Source organism: Mesorhizobium sp. PUT5, assembly GCF_052216645.1.
Classification (GTDB): Bacteria; Pseudomonadota; Alphaproteobacteria; order Rhizobiales; family Rhizobiaceae; genus Mesorhizobium.
This window is the reverse complement of sequence record NZ_JBQOSO010000003.1, coordinates 1,291,853-1,308,414: the sequence shown is the minus strand read 5'-3', so window position 1 is coordinate 1,308,414 and position 16,562 is coordinate 1,291,853. Positions and strand designations below refer to the sequence as shown.

Sequence of the window (16,562 nt, the reverse complement as noted above, 5' to 3'; positions counted from 1 at the left end):
ATGAACGCGATCGACGTGCGCGGGCTGGTCAAGCGCTTCGGTGACCGCACCGTGGTCGACCACGTCACCATGTCTGTCGGCGAGGGCGAGATCGTCGGCTTCCTGGGCCCCAACGGCTCCGGCAAGACCACCACCATCCGCATCATGTGCGGGCTGCTCACGCCCGACGCGGGCGAAGGCACGGTGCTGGGCTACGACATCCGCAACGAGGGCCTGAAGATCAAGCGCGAGGTCGGCTACATGACCCAGCGCTTCTCCTTCTACGAGGACCTCACCATTGCCGAGAACCTTGAGTTCGTGGCCAGGCTCTATCAGTTGCGGCCGGTGGGCAGATACGTCGCCGACACGCTGGAGAATCTCGGCCTCACCTCGCGTCGCGACCAGCTTGCCGGCACGCTCTCGGGCGGCTGGAAGCAGCGGCTGGCGCTGGCCGCCTGCATCATGCACCGGCCGAAGCTGCTCTTGCTCGACGAGCCGACCGCCGGCGTCGACCCCAAGGCGCGGCGCGAGTTCTGGGACGAGATCCACCGGCTGGCCCATGGCGGGCTCACCGTGCTGGTCTCCACCCACTACATGGACGAGGCCGAGCGCTGCCACCGCATTTCCTACATCTCCTACGGCAGGCTGCTGGCCACCGGTACGGTCGAGGAAGTGGTGAAGAATGCCGGCCTCACCACCTTCGTGGTGCAGGGGCCGAACCTCGACGCCGTCGCGCGCGAGCTGGAAAGCCGCCCCGGCGTGGAGCAGGTGGCGCCGTTCGGCGCGACGCTGCATGTGGTGGGCTCCGACGCGGGGGCGCTGCAGGCCGCGCTGGCCGACATCGGCCAACGGCACCCGGGCGTGACCGCCTCGCCCGGCGAAACCAGCCTGGAGGACGTGTTCATCCAGTTCATGGCCGGCGCGAAGGACAACGCGGCGCCATGAACACCATCTTCTCCCCTGCCCGGCTCGGCGCGCTGCTGGTGAAGGAATTCATCCAGATGCGGCGCGACCGCGTCACCTTCGCCATGATGCTGGGCGTGCCGCTGATGCTGCTCATCCTGTTCGGCTTCGCCATCAACAACGACCCCAAGCGGCTGCCGGCAGCGCTGCTGGCGATGAGCAACGATCCCTACAGCCGCGCCATGGTGGTGGCGCTGGAGAACACCAACTACTACCGCTTCGACCACGTTGCCCGCACCGAAGCCGAGGCCGACCTTCTGCTGGCGCGCGGCGACGTGGCCTTCGTGGTCACCATTCCGGCCGATTTCGGCAAGCGCGTGGAACGCGGCGACCATCCCCGCATCCTGCTGGAAGCCGACGCCACCGACCCCGCCGCCGCCAGCGGCGCCGTCGCCACGCTCGGCACCGTGGCCGCCCAGGCGCTGCTGCGCGCGCAGGGCATGGAGCAGGTCGCCAAGGAGCAGGCGGCCAGCCAGCTCGAGATCGTCGTCCACCAGCTCTATAACCCCGAGGGCGTGTCGCAATACAACATCGTGCCCGGCCTGCTCGGCGTGATCCTGCAGATGACCATGGTGATGATGACGGCGATGGCGCTGACGCGCGAAACCGAGCGCGGCACCATGGAGAACCTGCTGGCCATGCCGGCCAGCCCCGCCGAGATCATGCTGGGCAAGGTGCTGCCCTATGCCGGCGTGGGGGCCGTGCAGGTGGTGGTGGTGCTGATCGCCGCCAAGCTTCTGTTTTCCGTGCCCTTCGTCGGCGGGCTGCCGCTGCTCTTGTCGAGCATCCTCGTCTTCGTGCTGGGGCTGGTGCTGCTCGGCTACACCATCTCCACCGTCTCGCGCACGCAGATGCAGGCCATGCAGCTCACCTTCTTCTTCTTCCTGCCGTCCATACTCCTGTCCGGCTTCATGTTCCCCTATCGCGGCATGCCGGGCTGGGCGCAGTGGCTGGGCGAGATCTTCCCGCTCACCCATTTCCTGCGCATCGTGCGCGCCGTTATGCTGAAGGGCGCAACCCTGCCGGCCGTGGCCTCCGAGATCGGCTGGCTGGCCGTGTTCGTGGTGCTGTTTTCCGCCACCGCGCTGGTGCGCTTCCGCCGCACGCTGGACTGAACGGCGGCCGCCCTCACCCGATATTTCCTCACCTAATGTTTCCGGCACCGGCGAAATCTGACTTGAACCCGAGCGCGCCTCCCGGCGTTGTGCCGCAGCAAAAGGAGGCTCCCATGCGCAAGATTCTCTACCCGGCCCTGCTGGCCCTTTCCACGCTGGTCCTGGCCATTCCGGTTTCCGGGGCCGCGGCGCAGGACGTGCAGTTCGAACTCGGGCCGGACGGTCCTTCCATGCGGCTTCGGGATCGCTGCGATCCCCGCTACGACGATTGCTACGAGCAACGCGGCCATGACAGGCGCGACGATTGGCGCGAAGGCCGCCGCGACGAATGCTCGCCGGACCGCGCCCTGCGCAAGGCGGAACGCATGGGCATCCGCCGCGCCCGCGTGGAATCGATGGGACGGCGCACCATTACCGTCATCGGCCGCTCGCGCGGCGACCGCGTGGTCGTCACCTTCGACCGGCGCGACCGCTGGTGCCCGGTGGTGCGGTAGCAAACCGCTCCGGCCCTGTCGCGGCTGTCACGTCGGGCCGGAGGCGCCCCCTCACCCGCCTATCCCAGCAGCGCCCGCTTGCGCTTGGCGCCGCCGGCCTTGCGCCAGGCGTTGAAGCGATGGGTGGCGGCGGCGAAGGAGATCTTCATCTGCCGCGAGACCGAGTAGCGCGACTTGCCCTCGTCGAACATGCGGTAGCAGCACTCCACCCCGTCCTCGGTCAGCTTGCCGTCGGGGGTCTTGTTGTGCGGGTTGGCCGGATCGAACTTTTCCACCGGCTGCGCGAGCAGGCCCTTGAGGCGCTGGAGGTCCGCCTCGATCGAGGCGATGAGGTCGAGCACCGGTCCGGAATCGAACGGCGCGGCATGCTGCTTGCCCGTCATGGCGCGAATTCCTCTTCGTGGGACAGGCAGCTCATATAGGCAAAGGTTCGCCGATAAAAAGAGCCGCTGCACGGAGCCTCGTCCGAACGGCGGGGTCGGCGCGGACAGCATCCTGTTGACCGCAACCGCCGCTATATGTAGTTTAGAATCATTCTAAACTAGAGTGCTCTCATCATGCTTTCCCGCGTCTTCGGCTTCGGCCGCCGTTCCTTCGATTCGCTTTCCGAACAGGAAATCCTCGCGCTGGCGATCTCGTCCGAGGAGGACGACGGGCGCATCTACCGGGCCTATGCCGACGGGCTGGCGCAGGATTTCCCGCAATCGGCCAAGATATTCGAGGAAATGGCCGAGGAGGAGGACGGCCACCGCGAGGCGCTGATCGAATTGCATCGCAAGCGCTTCGGCGAACGCATTCCTTTGATCCGGCGCGAGCACGTACGCGGCTACTACCAGCGCAAGCCCGACTGGCTGGTGCGCCCGCTGGGCATCGACCGCGTGCGCAACCAGGCGGCCGACATGGAGCGGCAAGCGCAGCTCTTCTATGCCGCCGCCACTAAGCGCACCTCCGACGCCGCCACGCGCAAGCTGCTGGGCGATCTGGCGGCGGCCGAGCAGGGCCACGAGGCGCTCGCCCACGACCTGGAGCGCAAGCATGTGCCCGAGGCCGTCAAAGAACAGGAAGGCGCGGCCGAGCGGCGGCAGTTCATCCTCACCTACATCCAGCCGGGCCTTGCCGGGCTGATGGACGGCTCGGTCTCCACCCTGGCCCCGATCTTCGCGGCAGCGTTCGCCACCCACGACACCTGGCAGACCTTTCTCGTCGGGCTTGCCGCCTCCATCGGCGCCGGCATCTCGATGGGCTTCACCGAGGTGGCCTCCGACGACGGCAGGCTCTCCGGGCGCGGCTCGCCGATCAAGCGCGGGCTCACCACCGGCATCATGACGGCGATGGGCGGGCTGGGGCATGCCCTGCCCTATCTCATCCCGCATTTCTGGACCGCGACCGCGGTGGCGGCGGTGGTGGTGTTCTTCGAACTATGGGCGATCGCCTTCGTCCAGAACCGCTACATGGACACGCCCTTCCTGCGGGCCGCCTTCCAGGTGGTGCTGGGCGGCGCGCTGGTGTTCGCGGCCGGCATCCTGATCGGCAACGCCTAGAGCCCCTAAAACGGGGCAACGATCAGGACAAAAATCCGAAACCAAAACGCGCATTCGGCGACACAAAAGCGAAACCCGCGTGGCGCAAAAGACACACGGACGCGGAACACGCCGAAAGGCACCGAAACGCCGCCAATCCGCCGCATTGCGGCCACGAAGGACGGCATTTTCGGGCAAAGATTAACGTCGCGTTCACCGAAGATTCACGGGTGTTTGCTATCATGCCCGCGACTTCGGAAAAGACATCCGAAACCCGACGCGGACTGGAAATCGTAATGCGTATCTTGGCACTCATAACCGGGCTGGTCGCAGCCCTTCGCGAGTTCGTCGCCCCCACCTACCGGCCCGAGCGCCACTATATGCGCGGCCCCGGCCCGGCCTGTGCGCGGCGCGGCAACACGCTCGGCCCGGCGCACTGATGGCGCCGTTTTCGAAAACGCCGGTCATGACGCTGGAAAGCCGCCACGACAGCCATGTCTGCCGACCGGGCACGGCGACCTGCCGCACCACGACCTACCGGCCGCAGCGCCCTTCGCGCCGCGGCTGAAGGCTACACCGCGCGCTGCCGCGCGGCGCAATGTCATTCTGCGCCAAGGCCGAAGACGGCCTCAGCCGCCCAGCCCCTCGAACAGCACCGTCGACAGGTAGCGCTCGGCAAAGGAGGGGATGATCACGACAAGGTTCTTGCCGGCATTTTCCGGCCGCGCGCCCACCACGGCGGCCGCCTGCAGGGCCGCGCCGGACGAGATGCCGACCGGCACGCCCTCCAGCCGCGCCACCAGGCGCGCATTGGCCACCGCATCCTCGTTGGAGACCGTGACCACCTCGTCGTAGATCGAGGTGTCGAGGATCTTGGGCGCGAAGCCGGCGCCGATGCCCTGGATCTTGTGCGGGCCGGGCTGGCCGCCCGACAGCACCGGCGAGGCCTCCGGCTCCACCGCCACGACCTGCACGGACGGCTTGCGGCTCTTCAGCACCTGGCCGACGCCGGTGATGGTGCCGCCGGTGCCGATGCCCGAAACGAGGATATCGACCTCGCCCTGCGTGTCGTTCCAGATCTCCTCGGCCGTGGTGGTGCGGTGGATCTGCGGGTTGGCCTTGTTCTCGAACTGCTGCGGGATGACGGCGTCCGGCAGGCTGGCGGCAAGCTCGTCGGCCTTGGCGATGGCGCCCTTCATGCCCTTGGCGCCCTCGGTCAGCACCAGTTCGGCGCCGAGCAGCAGCAGCATCTTGCGGCGCTCCAGCGACATGGTCTCGGGCATGGTCAGGATCAGCTTGTAGCCCTTGGCCGCCGCCGCGAAGGCAAGCGCGATGCCGGTGTTGCCGGAGGTCGGCTCGATCAGCGTGGTCTTGCCGGGCGTGATGCGGCCGGCGGCCTCCAGCGCCTCGATCATGGCCACGCCGATGCGGTCCTTCACCGAGGCGATCGGGTTGAAGAACTCCAGCTTGGCCAGGAGATTGGCGACAATGCCCTTTTCCCTGGCGAACTTGTCCAGCCGCACCAGCGGCGTATCGCCGACCGTCTCCGTCATTGAATTGTAGATGCGGCCGCGTCCGGGCGCGCGCGCGGAGGTGACGGGCTTGTTCATCGGTTCTGCTCCTATATCCAGGCGGCACGAGGCGCTTTCAAAGTCGCCGAAGATAGGCCGCCGCACATGATTATCCGAGTGGGGCGCATGCTCAAAGCCTCAGGTTTAAAGGATGGAATTCCAACAGTCCGGCAAGAATTGGAATTTTTTTGCCCCACCCGGCCCGCAGACGGGTGCGCATGCAGGCGCACGCTCCCGCCGCCCGGCGCGAGTTCGCCCGATCGCCTCAGGACTTTCCATCATAGGTGACGCGCCAGATCGTGCCGCTGCCGTCCTCGGTGACGATCAGCGCGCCGTCTTTCGCCACGGCCACGCCGACGGGACGGCCCCAGACCTTGGCGTCGGACACGACGAAGCCGGTCATGAAGTCCTCGTACTCGCCGGTCGGCTTGCCGTCGCTGAAGCGCAGCCGCACCACCTTGTAGCCGGTGCGCTTGTTGCGGTTCCAGGACCCGTGCAGGGCCACGAAGGCGTCGCCCCTATATTCGGCGGGAAACTGACCGCCCTCGTAGAAGGCGATGTTGAGCGGCGCCGAATGCGCCTGCATCAGCACGTCGGGCACGGTCACCTTGCCCTTCAGGTCGGGCCGCTCGCCGGCATGGCGCGGGTCCTCGTTCGAGCCGAGATAGTACCAGGGCCAGCCGTAGAAGGCGCCCTGCCTCACTGAGGTCGCATAGTCGAAGGGCACGTTGTCGCCGAGCCCGTCGCGCTCGTTGACCACGCACCACAGCGCTCCCATGCCCGGCTGCACCGCCATGCCGGAACAGTTGCGCAGGCCGGTCGCCACGACGCGCCCGTTGCCGCCGTCGGGATCGTAGGCGCGCACCTCGGCACGGCCTTCTTCCGAGCCCCAGGCATAGCCGAGCGGCTTTTCGTGCACCCATCGCTCCACGCCGCCTTGCGGCGCCGCGCCGATGTCCTCGGCCACGTTGGAGCCGGAGCCGACGGACAGATACAAGGTCTTGCCGTCCGGCGAGAAGGCGATGTCGCGGGTCCAGTGATGGTTGGAAGGAATGCCGGAAACGATCGTCTGCGGCGCGGCGGAAGCCTTCAGGTCGCCCTCCTTGTAGGGAAAGCGCACCACGCTGTCGGAACTGGCGACATAGACCCATTGCGGGTTTTCGGCGGGGTAGAAGGCGATGCCGTAGGGCTGATGCAGGCCCGTGGCGAAGACGCCCTCCTCGGCGGGCTTCGCGCTGCCCGGCGCCAGCCGGTAGACGCGCAACTGGTTGGCGCGGGAATCGGCCACGAAGAGATCGCCATTGGGCGCCACCCGCACCGCGCGCGGGTTGCGGATGCCGGTGGCCACCAGTTCGGCCGAAAAGCCGGGCGGCAGGCGCAGCTTCACGTTCTTCGGCATTTTCGCCCGCTCGGGGCTGTTCGAGGCCGATTGCGACGGCGCGGGCGGCTGAAGGTCCTGCGGCGTGATCAGGCGCACCACGCCCGGCCGGTCCGCTCGCCAGTCGCCGAAGGCTTCCGTTCCCTTCAGCACGGGCTCGGCGGCGGATGCGGCGGCGGCAAGGGCGAGGATGGCGGCGGCACAGGCGCCTGCGTGAAGCGGTTTCATGCGTCTTACTGGACTTGAACCCGAAAGAACGCGGATGGCGGCAAGCCGTTCCCTGATCGATCAACCGGGCATGAAATTTGTATTTTGGAAATCGTGCGCGCTCGGATATTCTTCCGGAATTCCTAGCCGGGCCGAGCCGCATTTGGGAAGGGGTGCGCAACGGTGTCGATTTCGGTCGAATGCCTGCATCGGGTCAGTTGCAACCTGCAGGATGTCGTCGCCGACAAGAGCCAGTGGCGGCGGATACTCGATGAGATCGCGGATGCGACCGGCTGCATCGGCGTCGCGGTCCTGCCTTACGAGCCGAACGGCCAGGCCCTTATCGGATCGAGCCTGGAAGAGGCGTTCAGAGCGTATTTCGCCGAAGGCTGGCACATACGAGACACTCGTCGGCGCGGCATTCCCCTGCAACTGCGTGGTTTCGCAACCTCGGACGACGACGTCATCGGCGACGACGAACTGCGCAAAGACCCCTACTACAACGAGTTCCTGCCGACGACCGAGTTGAGATGGTGGGCGGGCCTCGGGTTCAGCGCCGGCCCTGCCATGCACTGCCTGGGGCTGCAGCGGACCAACCGGCAAGGACGCTTTACCGCAAAGGAAAAGGCCATCATCCAGTCCTTGTCCCGCCGGATGAGCGAAGTGGCCACGCTGTCGTACAATGTGGAGCGCGCCATAATCGCCGGTTCCATCGACGTGCTGGCCAGGATGGAGGTGGCGGCGTTCACGATCGATCGCCAAGGGCGCGTCATCGCGTCGAATGCCGCTGCGGACCTGTCGCTCGGCGAGGATATCCGCGTGCGCAACGGCAAGATCGTGATCCGGGACCATGCAGCGGCGATCGAATATGAGCGTCTTGTCAGACAGATCCAATATTTGCCCGAGGGCCGCAGCCTCAATGCCGGTGTCCTCGTCGTCCACCGGGCGGACGGGACGGACCTGCTGCTCAGGGCGTTGCCGTTGGATGGTGCGGCCCGCTTTCCGTTCTGCGGCGCCGTGGCGATGTTCACGATGACCGAACTGAAGAAGCCCGCCGCGCCGCATCCCCTCGTGGTCGGCAAAGCCTGGCGGCTGACGCCGTCCGAGACGGCGCTTGCCGTGCAACTCGCAATGGGCAACTCTCTGGAACGCGCTGCGGAAGCGCTGGAGATTTGCAAGGAGACGGCCAGGACCCAGCTCAAATCGATCTTCGGGAAAACGGCCACCCACAGGCTGGGCGAACTGATAGCCCTGCTCGGAAGCCTGCCTGCCGAGCCTCGGCCGCCCGCCCCCCTGGCAAACGATCCTGCGGACACGCAGGCGTAACGTGCCGCCGGTCAGCCGGCAGCTTCGTCGAGGCGCCTTTCCAGTTCGACCAGGTCGGCAGGCAGCGGCATGCCCATGGCACGCATCTCCTGCAGCTTCTCGCGCAACTGTTCCTGCAACTCGTGCCGGTCCTGCGGCTGGTTGACCATTTCCTGCAGCAGCAGGCCGATCTCGGCCTTGAACGCTTCCAGCGCCATCTTCCCCTCCCCTTCGCGGGTGGTCGGAAACGCGTCTCGCGTTTCCGGAGGTCTCTCAACGCAGCATGCGGGAAATAAGCTGCGCCGTATAGTCCACCATCGGCACGATGCGCGCATAGTTCAGCCGCGTCGGCCCGATGACACCGAGCGCGCCGACGACGCGCGCATCCTTGTCGCGATAGGGCGCCACCACCAGCGAGGAGCCCGACAGCGAAAACAGCCGGTTCTCCGAGCCGATGAAGATGCGCACGCCCGGCCCCTGCTCGGCCAGGTCGAGCAGTTGCAGGAGGCCGTCCTGCGTCTCCATGTCCTCGAACAGCCGCTTCAGAAGCTCGATGTCGGCCTGCGCGGTGACGTTTTCGAGCAGGTTGGCGCGGCCGCGCACGATGAGGCGCGCCGGCAGGTCGCTTTCGGTGCCGGCCCACACGGCAAGCCCCTTTTCGACCAGTTCCTGCGACAGCGTGTCCAGCGCCGCGCGTGTCTCCTCCTTCAGCCGCGCGATATCGGCGCGCGCCTCGCCCAGCGTGCGGCCGCGTATATGGGCGTTGAGGAAGTTGGAGGCTTCGTGGAGCTGCGAGACGGTGATGCCGGCCGGCAAGTCGATGACGCGGTTCTCCACGTCGCCGCCATGCGACACCAGCACGGTGAGCGCCTTGCCGGGCTCGAGCTGGATGAACTCGATATGCTTCAGCGCCGTCTCGTTCTTGGCGGCCAGGACGAGGCCCGCCCCGCGCGACATGCCCGACAGCATCTGGCTGGCCTCGGTCAGCATGTGCTCCAGCGAGGTGCCCTCGCCGGACGCCTTCATCTGCGCCTCGATGGCGCGGCGCTCGTCGTCCGACAGGTCGCCCAGTTCCATGAATGCGTCGACGAAGAAGCGCAGGCCCGCCTGCGTGGGCAGCCGCCCGGCCGACACGTGCGGCGCGTAGATGAGGCCCAGATGCTCCAGGTCGCTCATCACGTTGCGAATGGTGGCCGGCGACAGCGAAGACGGCAGGATGCGCGACAGCGACCGCGAACCGACGGGCTCGCCGTCGCGCAGGTAGGAATCGACGATGCGCCGGAATATCTCGCGCGAGCGGATGTCCAGCACCTGCAGCGCGGTCGATTGCGGCATGGGATCGGCAATGGGCTTCGTCATCGGGCGCAAAACCTCCGCTTCGAGGATATAGACATCCCCACAAGCGGTGCAAGCCGGCCATTTTCCTTTGCGCGGCACGACCCGCAGCGTTACAAGCCGGCCACGATAAGCCAGATCACGGAAAGAAACCGAATGCGCCCCTCCAAACGCCAGAACGACGAAATGCGCGCCATCTCCTTCGAGCGCGGCGTCTCCAAGCACGCCGAAGGCTCGTGCCTGGTCAAGTTCGGCGACACGCATGTGCTGTGCACCGCCAGCCTGGAAGAGAAGGTGCCGGGCTGGATGCGCAATTCCGGCAAGGGCTGGGTGACGGCCGAATACGGCATGCTGCCGCGTTCCACCGGCGAGCGCATGCGCCGCGAGGCTTCAGCCGGCAAGCAGGGCGGCCGCACGCTGGAGATCCAGCGCCTGATCGGGCGCTCCCTGCGCGCCGTGGTCGACATGCAGGCGCTGGGCGAGCAGCAGATCACCGTCGACTGCGACGTGCTCCAGGCCGACGGCGGCACGCGCACGGCCGCCATCACCGGCGGCTGGGTGGCGCTCCACGATTGCCTGCGCTGGATGGAGGCGCGCCAGATGGTGAATGTGCAGCGCGTGCTGAAGGACCATGTGGCGGCCATCTCCTGCGGCCTCCACGACGGCCAGCCGGTGATCGACCTCGACTATCTGGAGGATTCGTCGGCCGGCACCGACGCCAATTTCGTCATGACCGGCAAGGGCGGCATCGTCGAGATCCAGGGCACGGCCGAGGGCGAGCCCTTTTCCGAGGAAGAGTTCGCGGCGCTGATGGCGCTGGCCAAGAAGGGCATCTCGCGGCTGGTCGACCTGCAGAAGATGGCGGTGGGATAGGCAGGGTTGCAATGATGGCATATCGCCGTGGGCTTTCGAGCCCGACACCCCCACCCCTAACCCCTCCTCACAAGGGGGAGGGGGACGATGTCACCGGTGCTGCGGCCAAAGCCATCAGCGTTCGGGGCCTGGAAGGGGCGTGGCCAGTTTCCCCTCCCCCTTGTGAGGAGGGGTTAGGGGTGGGGGTCGTCTCATTTCTCAAGTCCGCTGCCGAGGCGGGAAACTGATGCAGCCCGCCGCCATCCTGGAATCGGCCCTCTACGTCACCGACCTCGACGCGGCGGAAGCCTTCTATGGCGAGGTGCTGGGGCTGGAGCGCATCGCCAGGGTGGAAGGCAGGCACGTGTTCTTCCGCTGCGGGACCGGCGTGCTTCTCCTGTTCAATGCCGGGGCGACGAGCCAGCCGCCCGCGCCGGGCGCGCGCCTGCCGGTGCCGCCCCACGGCACGCAAGGCCCGGGGCATCTGTGCTTTGCCGCCACGGCCGACGAAATTGCGCGCTGGACGGCGCATCTGGAAGCCAGCGGCGTCGCCGTCGAGGCCGATTTCGAATGGCCGCCCAAGCCCGGGGAAGCCAAGGGCGGCCGCTCCATCTATTTCCGCGACCCGTCCGGCAATTCGCTGGAGTTCGCGGAGCCGAAAATCTGGGGTATCTGACATGCATTCGCTGAACGGCAGGAAGATCGTGGTGGCCAGCCACAATGCGGGCAAGCTGCGCGAATTCTCCGACCTGATGGCGCCGTTCGGTTTCGAGGCGAAGTCGGCGAAGGACTACGGCCTGCCGGAGCCGGAAGAGACCGGCGCCACCTTCGAGGAGAACGCCTATATCAAGGCCTTCGCGGCGGCCAGGGCCACCGGCCTGCCGGCGCTTTCCGACGATTCGGGTCTGTGCGTGGACGCGCTCGACGGCGCGCCCGGCGTCTACACCGCCAACTGGGCCGAGAAGGAGGACGGCAGCCGCGACTTCGGCATGGCCATGCAGCGCACGGAAGTGGCGATGCAGCAGGTGGGCGCCACCGAGCCCGCGCAGCGCAGCGGGCGCTTCGTCGCCGTCATCTGCCTGGCCTTTCCCGACGGCGAGGCCGAATATTACCGCGGCGAGGTGGAAGGCCGGCTTGTGTGGCCGCCGCGCGGCGACCTCGGCTTCGGCTACGACCCGGTGTTTTTGCCGGGCGGCCACGACAAGACCTTCGGCGAGATGAGCGCTCAGGAAAAGCACGGCTGGAAGCCGGGCGAGCCGGACGCGCTGTCGCATCGCGCCCGCGCCTTCCAGAAATTCGCCGAAGCGCGGCTGGGAACAGAATGACCATGCTTTCGCCGGCCCTCCTTACCCCCACCCCTGACCCCTCCCCACAAGGGGGAGGGGGACGACGGAGAGACCCTTCGCACTTTGCCTGTCAGGGTTTGCGGCAGGACAGCGCCGCACCATTCCCCTCCCCCTTGTGGGGAGGGGTCAGGGGTGGGGGTAATCTTCCTGGCATGCGCTTCAGTGCCGGAAACGATCGGCTCGGGCAGAGATCGACCTGATGAACCTCGACCGTTCTCCCGGCTTCGGGGTCTATGTGCACTGGCCGTTCTGCGCGGCCAAATGCCCCTATTGCGACTTCAACAGCCATGTCCGCCACCAGCCGGTGGACCAGGAGCGGTTTGCCCGCGCCTTCGAAACCGAATTGGCGACGATGCGCGCGCGCACCGGCCCGCGCGAGGTGACGTCGATCTTCCTCGGCGGCGGCACGCCCTCGCTGATGAAGCCGGAGACCGTCGGCGCCGTGCTGGAGGCGGTGGCGAAGAACTGGACGGTGCCTTCCGGCATCGAGGTGACGCTGGAGGCCAACCCGTCCTCGGTCGAGGCCGAGCGCTTCAAGGGCTATCGCGCCGCCGGCGTCAACCGCGTGTCGCTCGGCGTGCAGGCGCTGAACGACCGCGACCTGAAATTCCTCGGCCGGCTGCACAATGTTTCGGAAGCGCTTGCCGCCATCGAGCTGGCGCGGGCCACCTTCCCGCGGCTTTCCTTCGACCTGATCTATGCGCGGCCGGGCCAGACGCCGGAAGCCTGGGCGGCGGAGCTGGAGGAGGCGATCGGCCATGCGGCCGACCATCTGTCGCTCTATCAGCTCACGCTGGAGGAAGGCACGCCCTTCTTTGCGCTGCACAAGGCCGGGAAGTTCCACCTGCCCGACGCCGACCATGCCGCCGACCTCTACCAGCTCACGCAGGACGTGACCGCCGCGCACGGGCTGCCGGCCTACGAGATTTCCAACCACGCAAGGCCGGGCGCGGAAAGCCGGCACAATTTGACCTACTGGCGCTACGGCGAATATGCCGGCGTCGGCCCCGGCGCGCACGGCCGCTTCGTGGAAGGAGGCACGCGCATCGTCACCATCGCGGAGCGCATGCCGGAGCGCTGGGCCGAACTGGTGGAAACGCAAGGCCATGGCGTGACCGGGGGCGAGGTGCTGACCCGCTCCGAAGAGGCGGACGAATTCCTGCTCATGGGCCTGCGGCTTGCCGAGGGCATCGACCTTGCCCGCTACGAGGCGCTCTCGGGGCGCGGCCTGTCGTCGGCGCGGCTGTCGATCCTGCAGGAGGAGGGCCTGGTGGCGCCGATCGGCAATTCGCGCCTGCGCGCCACGCCGGCCGGCATGATCGTGCTGGATGCGCTGGTGGCGGACCTGGCCCGCTAGCAGCTTTCCTTTCCGACCTCCCTGTCCCAGGGTGGCGGCAAACAACGGAACGGGATTCGGCGGATGAACCTTGGCCTTTCTTCCTGGCAGTTCTGGGCGGTGCTTTCGGCCGGCTTCGCGGCGCTCACGGCAATCTTCGCCAAGGTCGGCGTGGAAAACGTCAATTCCGATTTCGCGACGCTGATCCGCACCGTCGTCATCCTGCTCATCGTCGCAGCCATCGTCGCCGCCACCGGCCAGTTCCAGGCGCCTGGCTCCATCTCGGGCCGGACCTACCTGTTCCTGGTCCTGTCGGGCATGGCCACCGGCGCGTCCTGGCTGTGCTATTTCCGCGCGCTGAAGCTGGGCCAGGCCGCGCAGGTGGCGCCCATCGACAAGCTAAGTGTCGTGCTTGTTGCGGTGTTTGGCGCGCTCTTTCTGGGCGAGCGCCTGTCGGGAACGAACTGGCTTGGCGTCGCCCTCATCGCGGCGGGCGCGGTTCTGGTCGCCTCCCGGGTCTGACGGCGCGCCCTCCCGCGCGGATTTCGTTTCCAGTCGGGTCATGAAGATGTCGAAACGATTGGGCATTGGCCGCTTGTTTCTCCCTGGGGCTTTGTTCTGCGCAAGAAACCCGCCAGGGCCGATCCTGTTCCTCACTGTGGCAAAGCGATGGCGGCCGCCCTCCTGCGCGCCTCACGTTTTGCAACAGTTGCCGATCCGTGCGACAGGAGCGGCATGGAAAACAATGCCGATGCCGGGACGACACGACGCAGCTTCCTGATCGGGCAGGCCGAGTTCCCCGCGCGGACGCCGGAACCGGCGCTCTATCTGGTGGCCACGCCGATCGGCAACCTGGCAGACATTACGCTGCGTGCGCTGGAGACGCTGGCCGGCGCCGACATCGTGGCGGCGGAGGACACGCGGGTCTCGCGCGTGCTGCTGGAGCGCTACGGCATCCGCCGCCGCACCACCGCCTATCACGAGCACAATGCCGCGCAGGCAGGGCCGAAGCTGCTGGCGGCCCTCGAAGCCGGGCAGAGCGTGGCGCTGATCTCCGACGCCGGCACGCCGCTGGTCTCCGACCCCGGCCACAGGCTGGTGGGCGAAGCGCTTGAACGCGGCATCCGCGTGGTGCCCATTCCCGGCCCATCGGCAGTGCTCGCCGCGCTGACAGCGTCCGGCCTGCCTTCGGACGCCTTCTTCTTCGCCGGTTTTTTGTCCCCCAAGGCGGGGCAGCGGCAAAGCCGGCTGGAGGAGCTGAAGGCCGTGCCGGCCACGCTGATCTTCTTCGAATCGCCGCGCCGGCTGGCCGACACGCTTGCCGCCATGGCCGCCGTGCTGGGCGCAGCGCGCAGCGCGGCGGTCGGGCGGGAACTGACCAAGACGTTCGAGGAGATGCGGCTGGGCACGCTGGCGGACCTGGCCGCGCACTACGAGCAGGCAGGCGCGCCGAAGGGCGAGATCGTGGTGTGCGTCGGCCCGCCGCAAGCCAGTCAGGAAGGCCCCGCCGACATCGACCGGCTGCTGCTTTCGCTGGCCCGGGAGATGCCCGCCTCGAAGGCGGCGGCGGAAGCCGCGAAGATGACCGGCGCCCAGAAGCAGGCGCTCTACCGCCGGCTGCTGGAGCTGAAGGACGGCGATGGCTGACGCGGCCGCCCGGCGCCGCAAATCCTATCGTCGCGGCCATCGCGGCGAATGGCTGGCGGCACTGGCGCTGACGGCAAAGGGCTATCGCATCCTTGCCCGCCGCTACCGCACGAAGCTCGGCGAGATTGACCTGATTGCGCGGCGCGGCGACCTCGTGCTGATGGTGGAGGTGAAGGCGCGGCGCTCGCTCGTCGAGGCGATGGAGGCGATCGGCCGCGAATCGGAGCGCCGCATCGAAGGCGCAGCCGATATCTGGCTGTCGCGCCAGCCGGACTATGGCCGGCTCTCGGTGCGCTTCGACATGGTCGCCGTGCTGCCCTGGCGCTGGCCGGTGCATGTGGAGAACGTGTTTTACGGGGAAGGCTGATCCCGGCGCATCAGGGCCGCGACCCTGGGATCTGCCGCGAACAGGTCGAGCGGAAAGGCAAGCCTCAGTTCCGGCCAGTCGCAGAGCGCGTTCGCGCCATGCCGGGAAAATGCGACGCGCCAGGTTTCGTACCGCGCCGGCTTGTCGTCGGCGAAGGCCGCGCAGCCGAACAAAGCCAGATTGGCGCCGCCGGACGGGTCGCGGACCGAACGGTAGCGGACGGTCCCTACCCCCGCCTCGCGCGCCGCGTCGGCAAGCGCCAGGCAGGCGGCATAGTCCGCGGGATCGGTCCAGGAGCCCTCGTCCCTCGATAGAGGCGGCGCGGTCAGATCGAGGCAGGCCGCGACGGAGAAGCCGACCTCGAAACCGGTGAATTCGAGCGGATTGCGCGGCCAGGGCGTTTGCGGGCTCTCGGCAAAGAACAGCAGCCGGTAGAAGACGGTCTCGGCCACCGCCGTCACGCTTCGCTCCGAGGCGTAGTAGACGCCCGGCGAGCAACCCTCGCGGCGGAAGCGGGAACTGCCCGGATAGCGGCCGTAGCGGAAAGGCGTGGACAACAGATAGTGGAGATGGCGGCACTCGGGCGGGCCGGGCGGCTTGGTGCGCTCCAGTTCCTCCTCCAGGAGCTGCTGCTCGTCCATCGTATCGACCAGTTTCATGGTCGATACGCGGTGCTGGGCCTCGACCAGCCGCCAGCAGGTGCCGGCGGCGGGCCGCGCCTCAGACCGGAGCGCGTCTGGCGTCCAGATAGGCGACGACATTGGCCAGGCCGTCCACGGTCCTGATGCGGGCGACCGGTACGCTGCCGAGCGCGAGGTTGTCGGCATGCATCCAGCGGCGGGACGCCGCGTCATCGCCGCCCATGATGGCGTCGAGCGAGCGGTAGAGGCGGATGAACAGCAGCGCCAGTTCATACGGCTTGCCGGACAGGCTGGCCGTGCCGGTGCCGCGCTTGAGGCGCGACAGGGTGGCTTCCGAAAGGCCGATCACCGCCGAAAGGTCCCTGGCAGTCAGGCCAAGCAGGTCGGCCGCCCGCAACAGCGCCTTTGCGGCGACGGCGCCGGCATCCGGCCTGCCTGACGGCAATGGCATCGACATGGCTCGCTCCTTTCTCGTGAAAGGAAATATAGCTTCACTTTCATGAGAA

Annotated in this window: 21 protein-coding genes; 14 read left to right on the top strand and 7 right to left on the bottom strand. The window is 67.4% G+C overall.

What is annotated here, in order from left to right:
• The 3 genes from ACTDI4_RS07805 to ACTDI4_RS07795 all read left to right on the top strand — a co-directional run bounded on the left by ACTDI4_RS07805 (position 1) and on the right by ACTDI4_RS07795 (position 2,551).
• Complete coding sequence (locus ACTDI4_RS07805) at positions 1-924, top strand: ATP-binding cassette domain-containing protein (protein ID WP_442840608.1); 924 nt, start codon at positions 1-3, stop codon at positions 922-924.
• On the top strand, positions 921-2,057 hold the full coding sequence (locus ACTDI4_RS07800) for an ABC transporter permease (protein WP_442840607.1): 1,137 nt from the start codon (positions 921-923) through the stop codon (positions 2,055-2,057). The genes ACTDI4_RS07805 and ACTDI4_RS07800 overlap by 4 nt, the downstream gene beginning before the upstream one ends.
• Positions 2,058-2,170: 113 nt before the next feature.
• Positions 2,171-2,551: a hypothetical protein gene (locus ACTDI4_RS07795; protein ID WP_442840606.1), complete on the top strand. Its 381-nt coding sequence runs from the start codon at positions 2,171-2,173 to the stop codon at positions 2,549-2,551.
• Positions 2,552-2,610: 59 nt separating this feature from the next.
• On the opposite strand, the gene ACTDI4_RS07790 is transcribed toward ACTDI4_RS07795, so the two are convergent.
• Entirely contained in the window at positions 2,611-2,934 is a 324-nt protein-coding gene (locus tag ACTDI4_RS07790; protein WP_442840605.1) for a hypothetical protein, read from the bottom strand.
• A 174-nt stretch (positions 2,935-3,108) separates the two neighbouring features.
• Between ACTDI4_RS07790 and mbfA the strand changes: the two genes are divergently transcribed.
• From mbfA to ACTDI4_RS07775, 3 genes are all read left to right on the top strand, one after another.
• The gene (gene mbfA, locus ACTDI4_RS07785; RefSeq protein WP_442840604.1) at positions 3,109-4,092 is read left to right on the top strand and encodes an iron exporter MbfA; all 984 of its coding nucleotides are present in this window, start codon (positions 3,109-3,111) and stop codon (positions 4,090-4,092) included.
• Between the two features lie 275 nt (positions 4,093-4,367).
• Positions 4,368-4,511 carry a hypothetical protein gene (locus tag ACTDI4_RS07780; RefSeq protein ID WP_442840603.1) on the top strand — a complete coding sequence of 48 codons (144 nt, stop codon included), beginning with the start codon at positions 4,368-4,370 and terminating at the stop codon, positions 4,509-4,511.
• Positions 4,511-4,639 carry a hypothetical protein gene (locus ACTDI4_RS07775; RefSeq protein WP_442840602.1) on the top strand — a complete coding sequence of 43 codons (129 nt, stop codon included), beginning with the start codon at positions 4,511-4,513 and terminating at the stop codon, positions 4,637-4,639. The genes ACTDI4_RS07780 and ACTDI4_RS07775 overlap by 1 nt, the downstream gene beginning before the upstream one ends.
• Positions 4,640-4,700: 61 nt before the next feature.
• Here the strand turns inward: ACTDI4_RS07775 and cysK are convergent, their stop codons facing one another.
• Complete coding sequence (gene cysK / locus ACTDI4_RS07770) at positions 4,701-5,681, bottom strand: cysteine synthase A (RefSeq protein ID WP_442840601.1); 981 nt, start codon at positions 5,679-5,681, stop codon at positions 4,701-4,703.
• A gap of 226 nt (positions 5,682-5,907) precedes the next feature.
• Positions 5,908-7,248, bottom strand: a complete 1,341-nt coding sequence (locus tag ACTDI4_RS07765; protein ID WP_442840600.1) for a PQQ-dependent sugar dehydrogenase — start codon at positions 7,246-7,248, stop codon at positions 5,908-5,910.
• Positions 7,249-7,410: 162 nt separating this feature from the next.
• Between ACTDI4_RS07765 and ACTDI4_RS07760 the strand changes: the two genes are divergently transcribed.
• The gene (locus ACTDI4_RS07760) at positions 7,411-8,553 is read left to right on the top strand and encodes a helix-turn-helix transcriptional regulator (protein ID WP_442840599.1); all 1,143 of its coding nucleotides are present in this window, start codon (positions 7,411-7,413) and stop codon (positions 8,551-8,553) included.
• A gap of 11 nt (positions 8,554-8,564) precedes the next feature.
• On the opposite strand, the gene ACTDI4_RS07755 is transcribed toward ACTDI4_RS07760, so the two are convergent.
• The gene (locus ACTDI4_RS07755) at positions 8,565-8,750 is read right to left on the bottom strand and encodes a hypothetical protein (protein ID WP_442840598.1); all 186 of its coding nucleotides are present in this window, start codon (positions 8,748-8,750) and stop codon (positions 8,565-8,567) included.
• 55 nt (positions 8,751-8,805) lie between these two features.
• A complete protein-coding gene (gene hrcA / locus ACTDI4_RS07750; RefSeq protein ID WP_442840597.1) occupies positions 8,806-9,891 on the bottom strand; it encodes a heat-inducible transcriptional repressor HrcA in 1,086 nt (361 codons plus the stop codon).
• 132 nt (positions 9,892-10,023) lie between these two features.
• Between hrcA and rph the strand changes: the two genes are divergently transcribed.
• From rph to ACTDI4_RS07715, 7 genes are all read left to right on the top strand, one after another.
• Complete coding sequence (gene rph / locus ACTDI4_RS07745; protein WP_442840596.1) at positions 10,024-10,740, top strand: ribonuclease PH; 717 nt, start codon at positions 10,024-10,026, stop codon at positions 10,738-10,740.
• A gap of 226 nt (positions 10,741-10,966) precedes the next feature.
• Positions 10,967-11,395 carry a VOC family protein gene (locus ACTDI4_RS07740; RefSeq protein ID WP_442840595.1) on the top strand — a complete coding sequence of 143 codons (429 nt, stop codon included), beginning with the start codon at positions 10,967-10,969 and terminating at the stop codon, positions 11,393-11,395.
• A 1-nt stretch (position 11,396) separates the two neighbouring features.
• The gene (rdgB, locus tag ACTDI4_RS07735; protein ID WP_442840594.1) at positions 11,397-12,044 is read left to right on the top strand and encodes an RdgB/HAM1 family non-canonical purine NTP pyrophosphatase; all 648 of its coding nucleotides are present in this window, start codon (positions 11,397-11,399) and stop codon (positions 12,042-12,044) included.
• Between the two features lie 220 nt (positions 12,045-12,264).
• Positions 12,265-13,422: a radical SAM family heme chaperone HemW gene (gene hemW / locus ACTDI4_RS07730; protein ID WP_442840593.1), complete on the top strand. Its 1,158-nt coding sequence runs from the start codon at positions 12,265-12,267 to the stop codon at positions 13,420-13,422.
• Positions 13,423-13,485: 63 nt separating this feature from the next.
• Positions 13,486-13,923 (top strand): EamA family transporter, encoded by a 438-nt coding sequence (locus ACTDI4_RS07725; RefSeq protein WP_442840592.1) that lies wholly within the window; start codon positions 13,486-13,488, stop codon positions 13,921-13,923.
• 213 nt (positions 13,924-14,136) lie between these two features.
• Positions 14,137-15,048, top strand: a complete 912-nt coding sequence (gene rsmI / locus ACTDI4_RS07720) for a 16S rRNA (cytidine(1402)-2'-O)-methyltransferase (protein WP_442840591.1) — start codon at positions 14,137-14,139, stop codon at positions 15,046-15,048.
• A complete protein-coding gene (locus tag ACTDI4_RS07715; RefSeq protein WP_442840590.1) occupies positions 15,041-15,415 on the top strand; it encodes a YraN family protein in 375 nt (124 codons plus the stop codon). Before rsmI ends, ACTDI4_RS07715 begins: the two co-directional genes overlap by 8 nt.
• On the opposite strand, the gene ACTDI4_RS07710 is transcribed toward ACTDI4_RS07715, so the two are convergent.
• Both ACTDI4_RS07710 and ACTDI4_RS07705 read right to left on the bottom strand, forming a co-directional pair.
• A complete protein-coding gene (locus ACTDI4_RS07710) occupies positions 15,400-16,176 on the bottom strand; it encodes an RES family NAD+ phosphorylase (protein ID WP_442840589.1) in 777 nt (258 codons plus the stop codon). The two genes, ACTDI4_RS07715 and ACTDI4_RS07710, sit on opposite strands and share 16 nt — an antisense overlap.
• The gene (locus ACTDI4_RS07705; protein ID WP_442840588.1) at positions 16,136-16,513 is read right to left on the bottom strand and encodes an antitoxin Xre/MbcA/ParS toxin-binding domain-containing protein; all 378 of its coding nucleotides are present in this window, start codon (positions 16,511-16,513) and stop codon (positions 16,136-16,138) included. The genes ACTDI4_RS07710 and ACTDI4_RS07705 overlap by 41 nt, the downstream gene beginning before the upstream one ends.
• Positions 16,514-16,562: the final 49 nt, after the last annotated feature.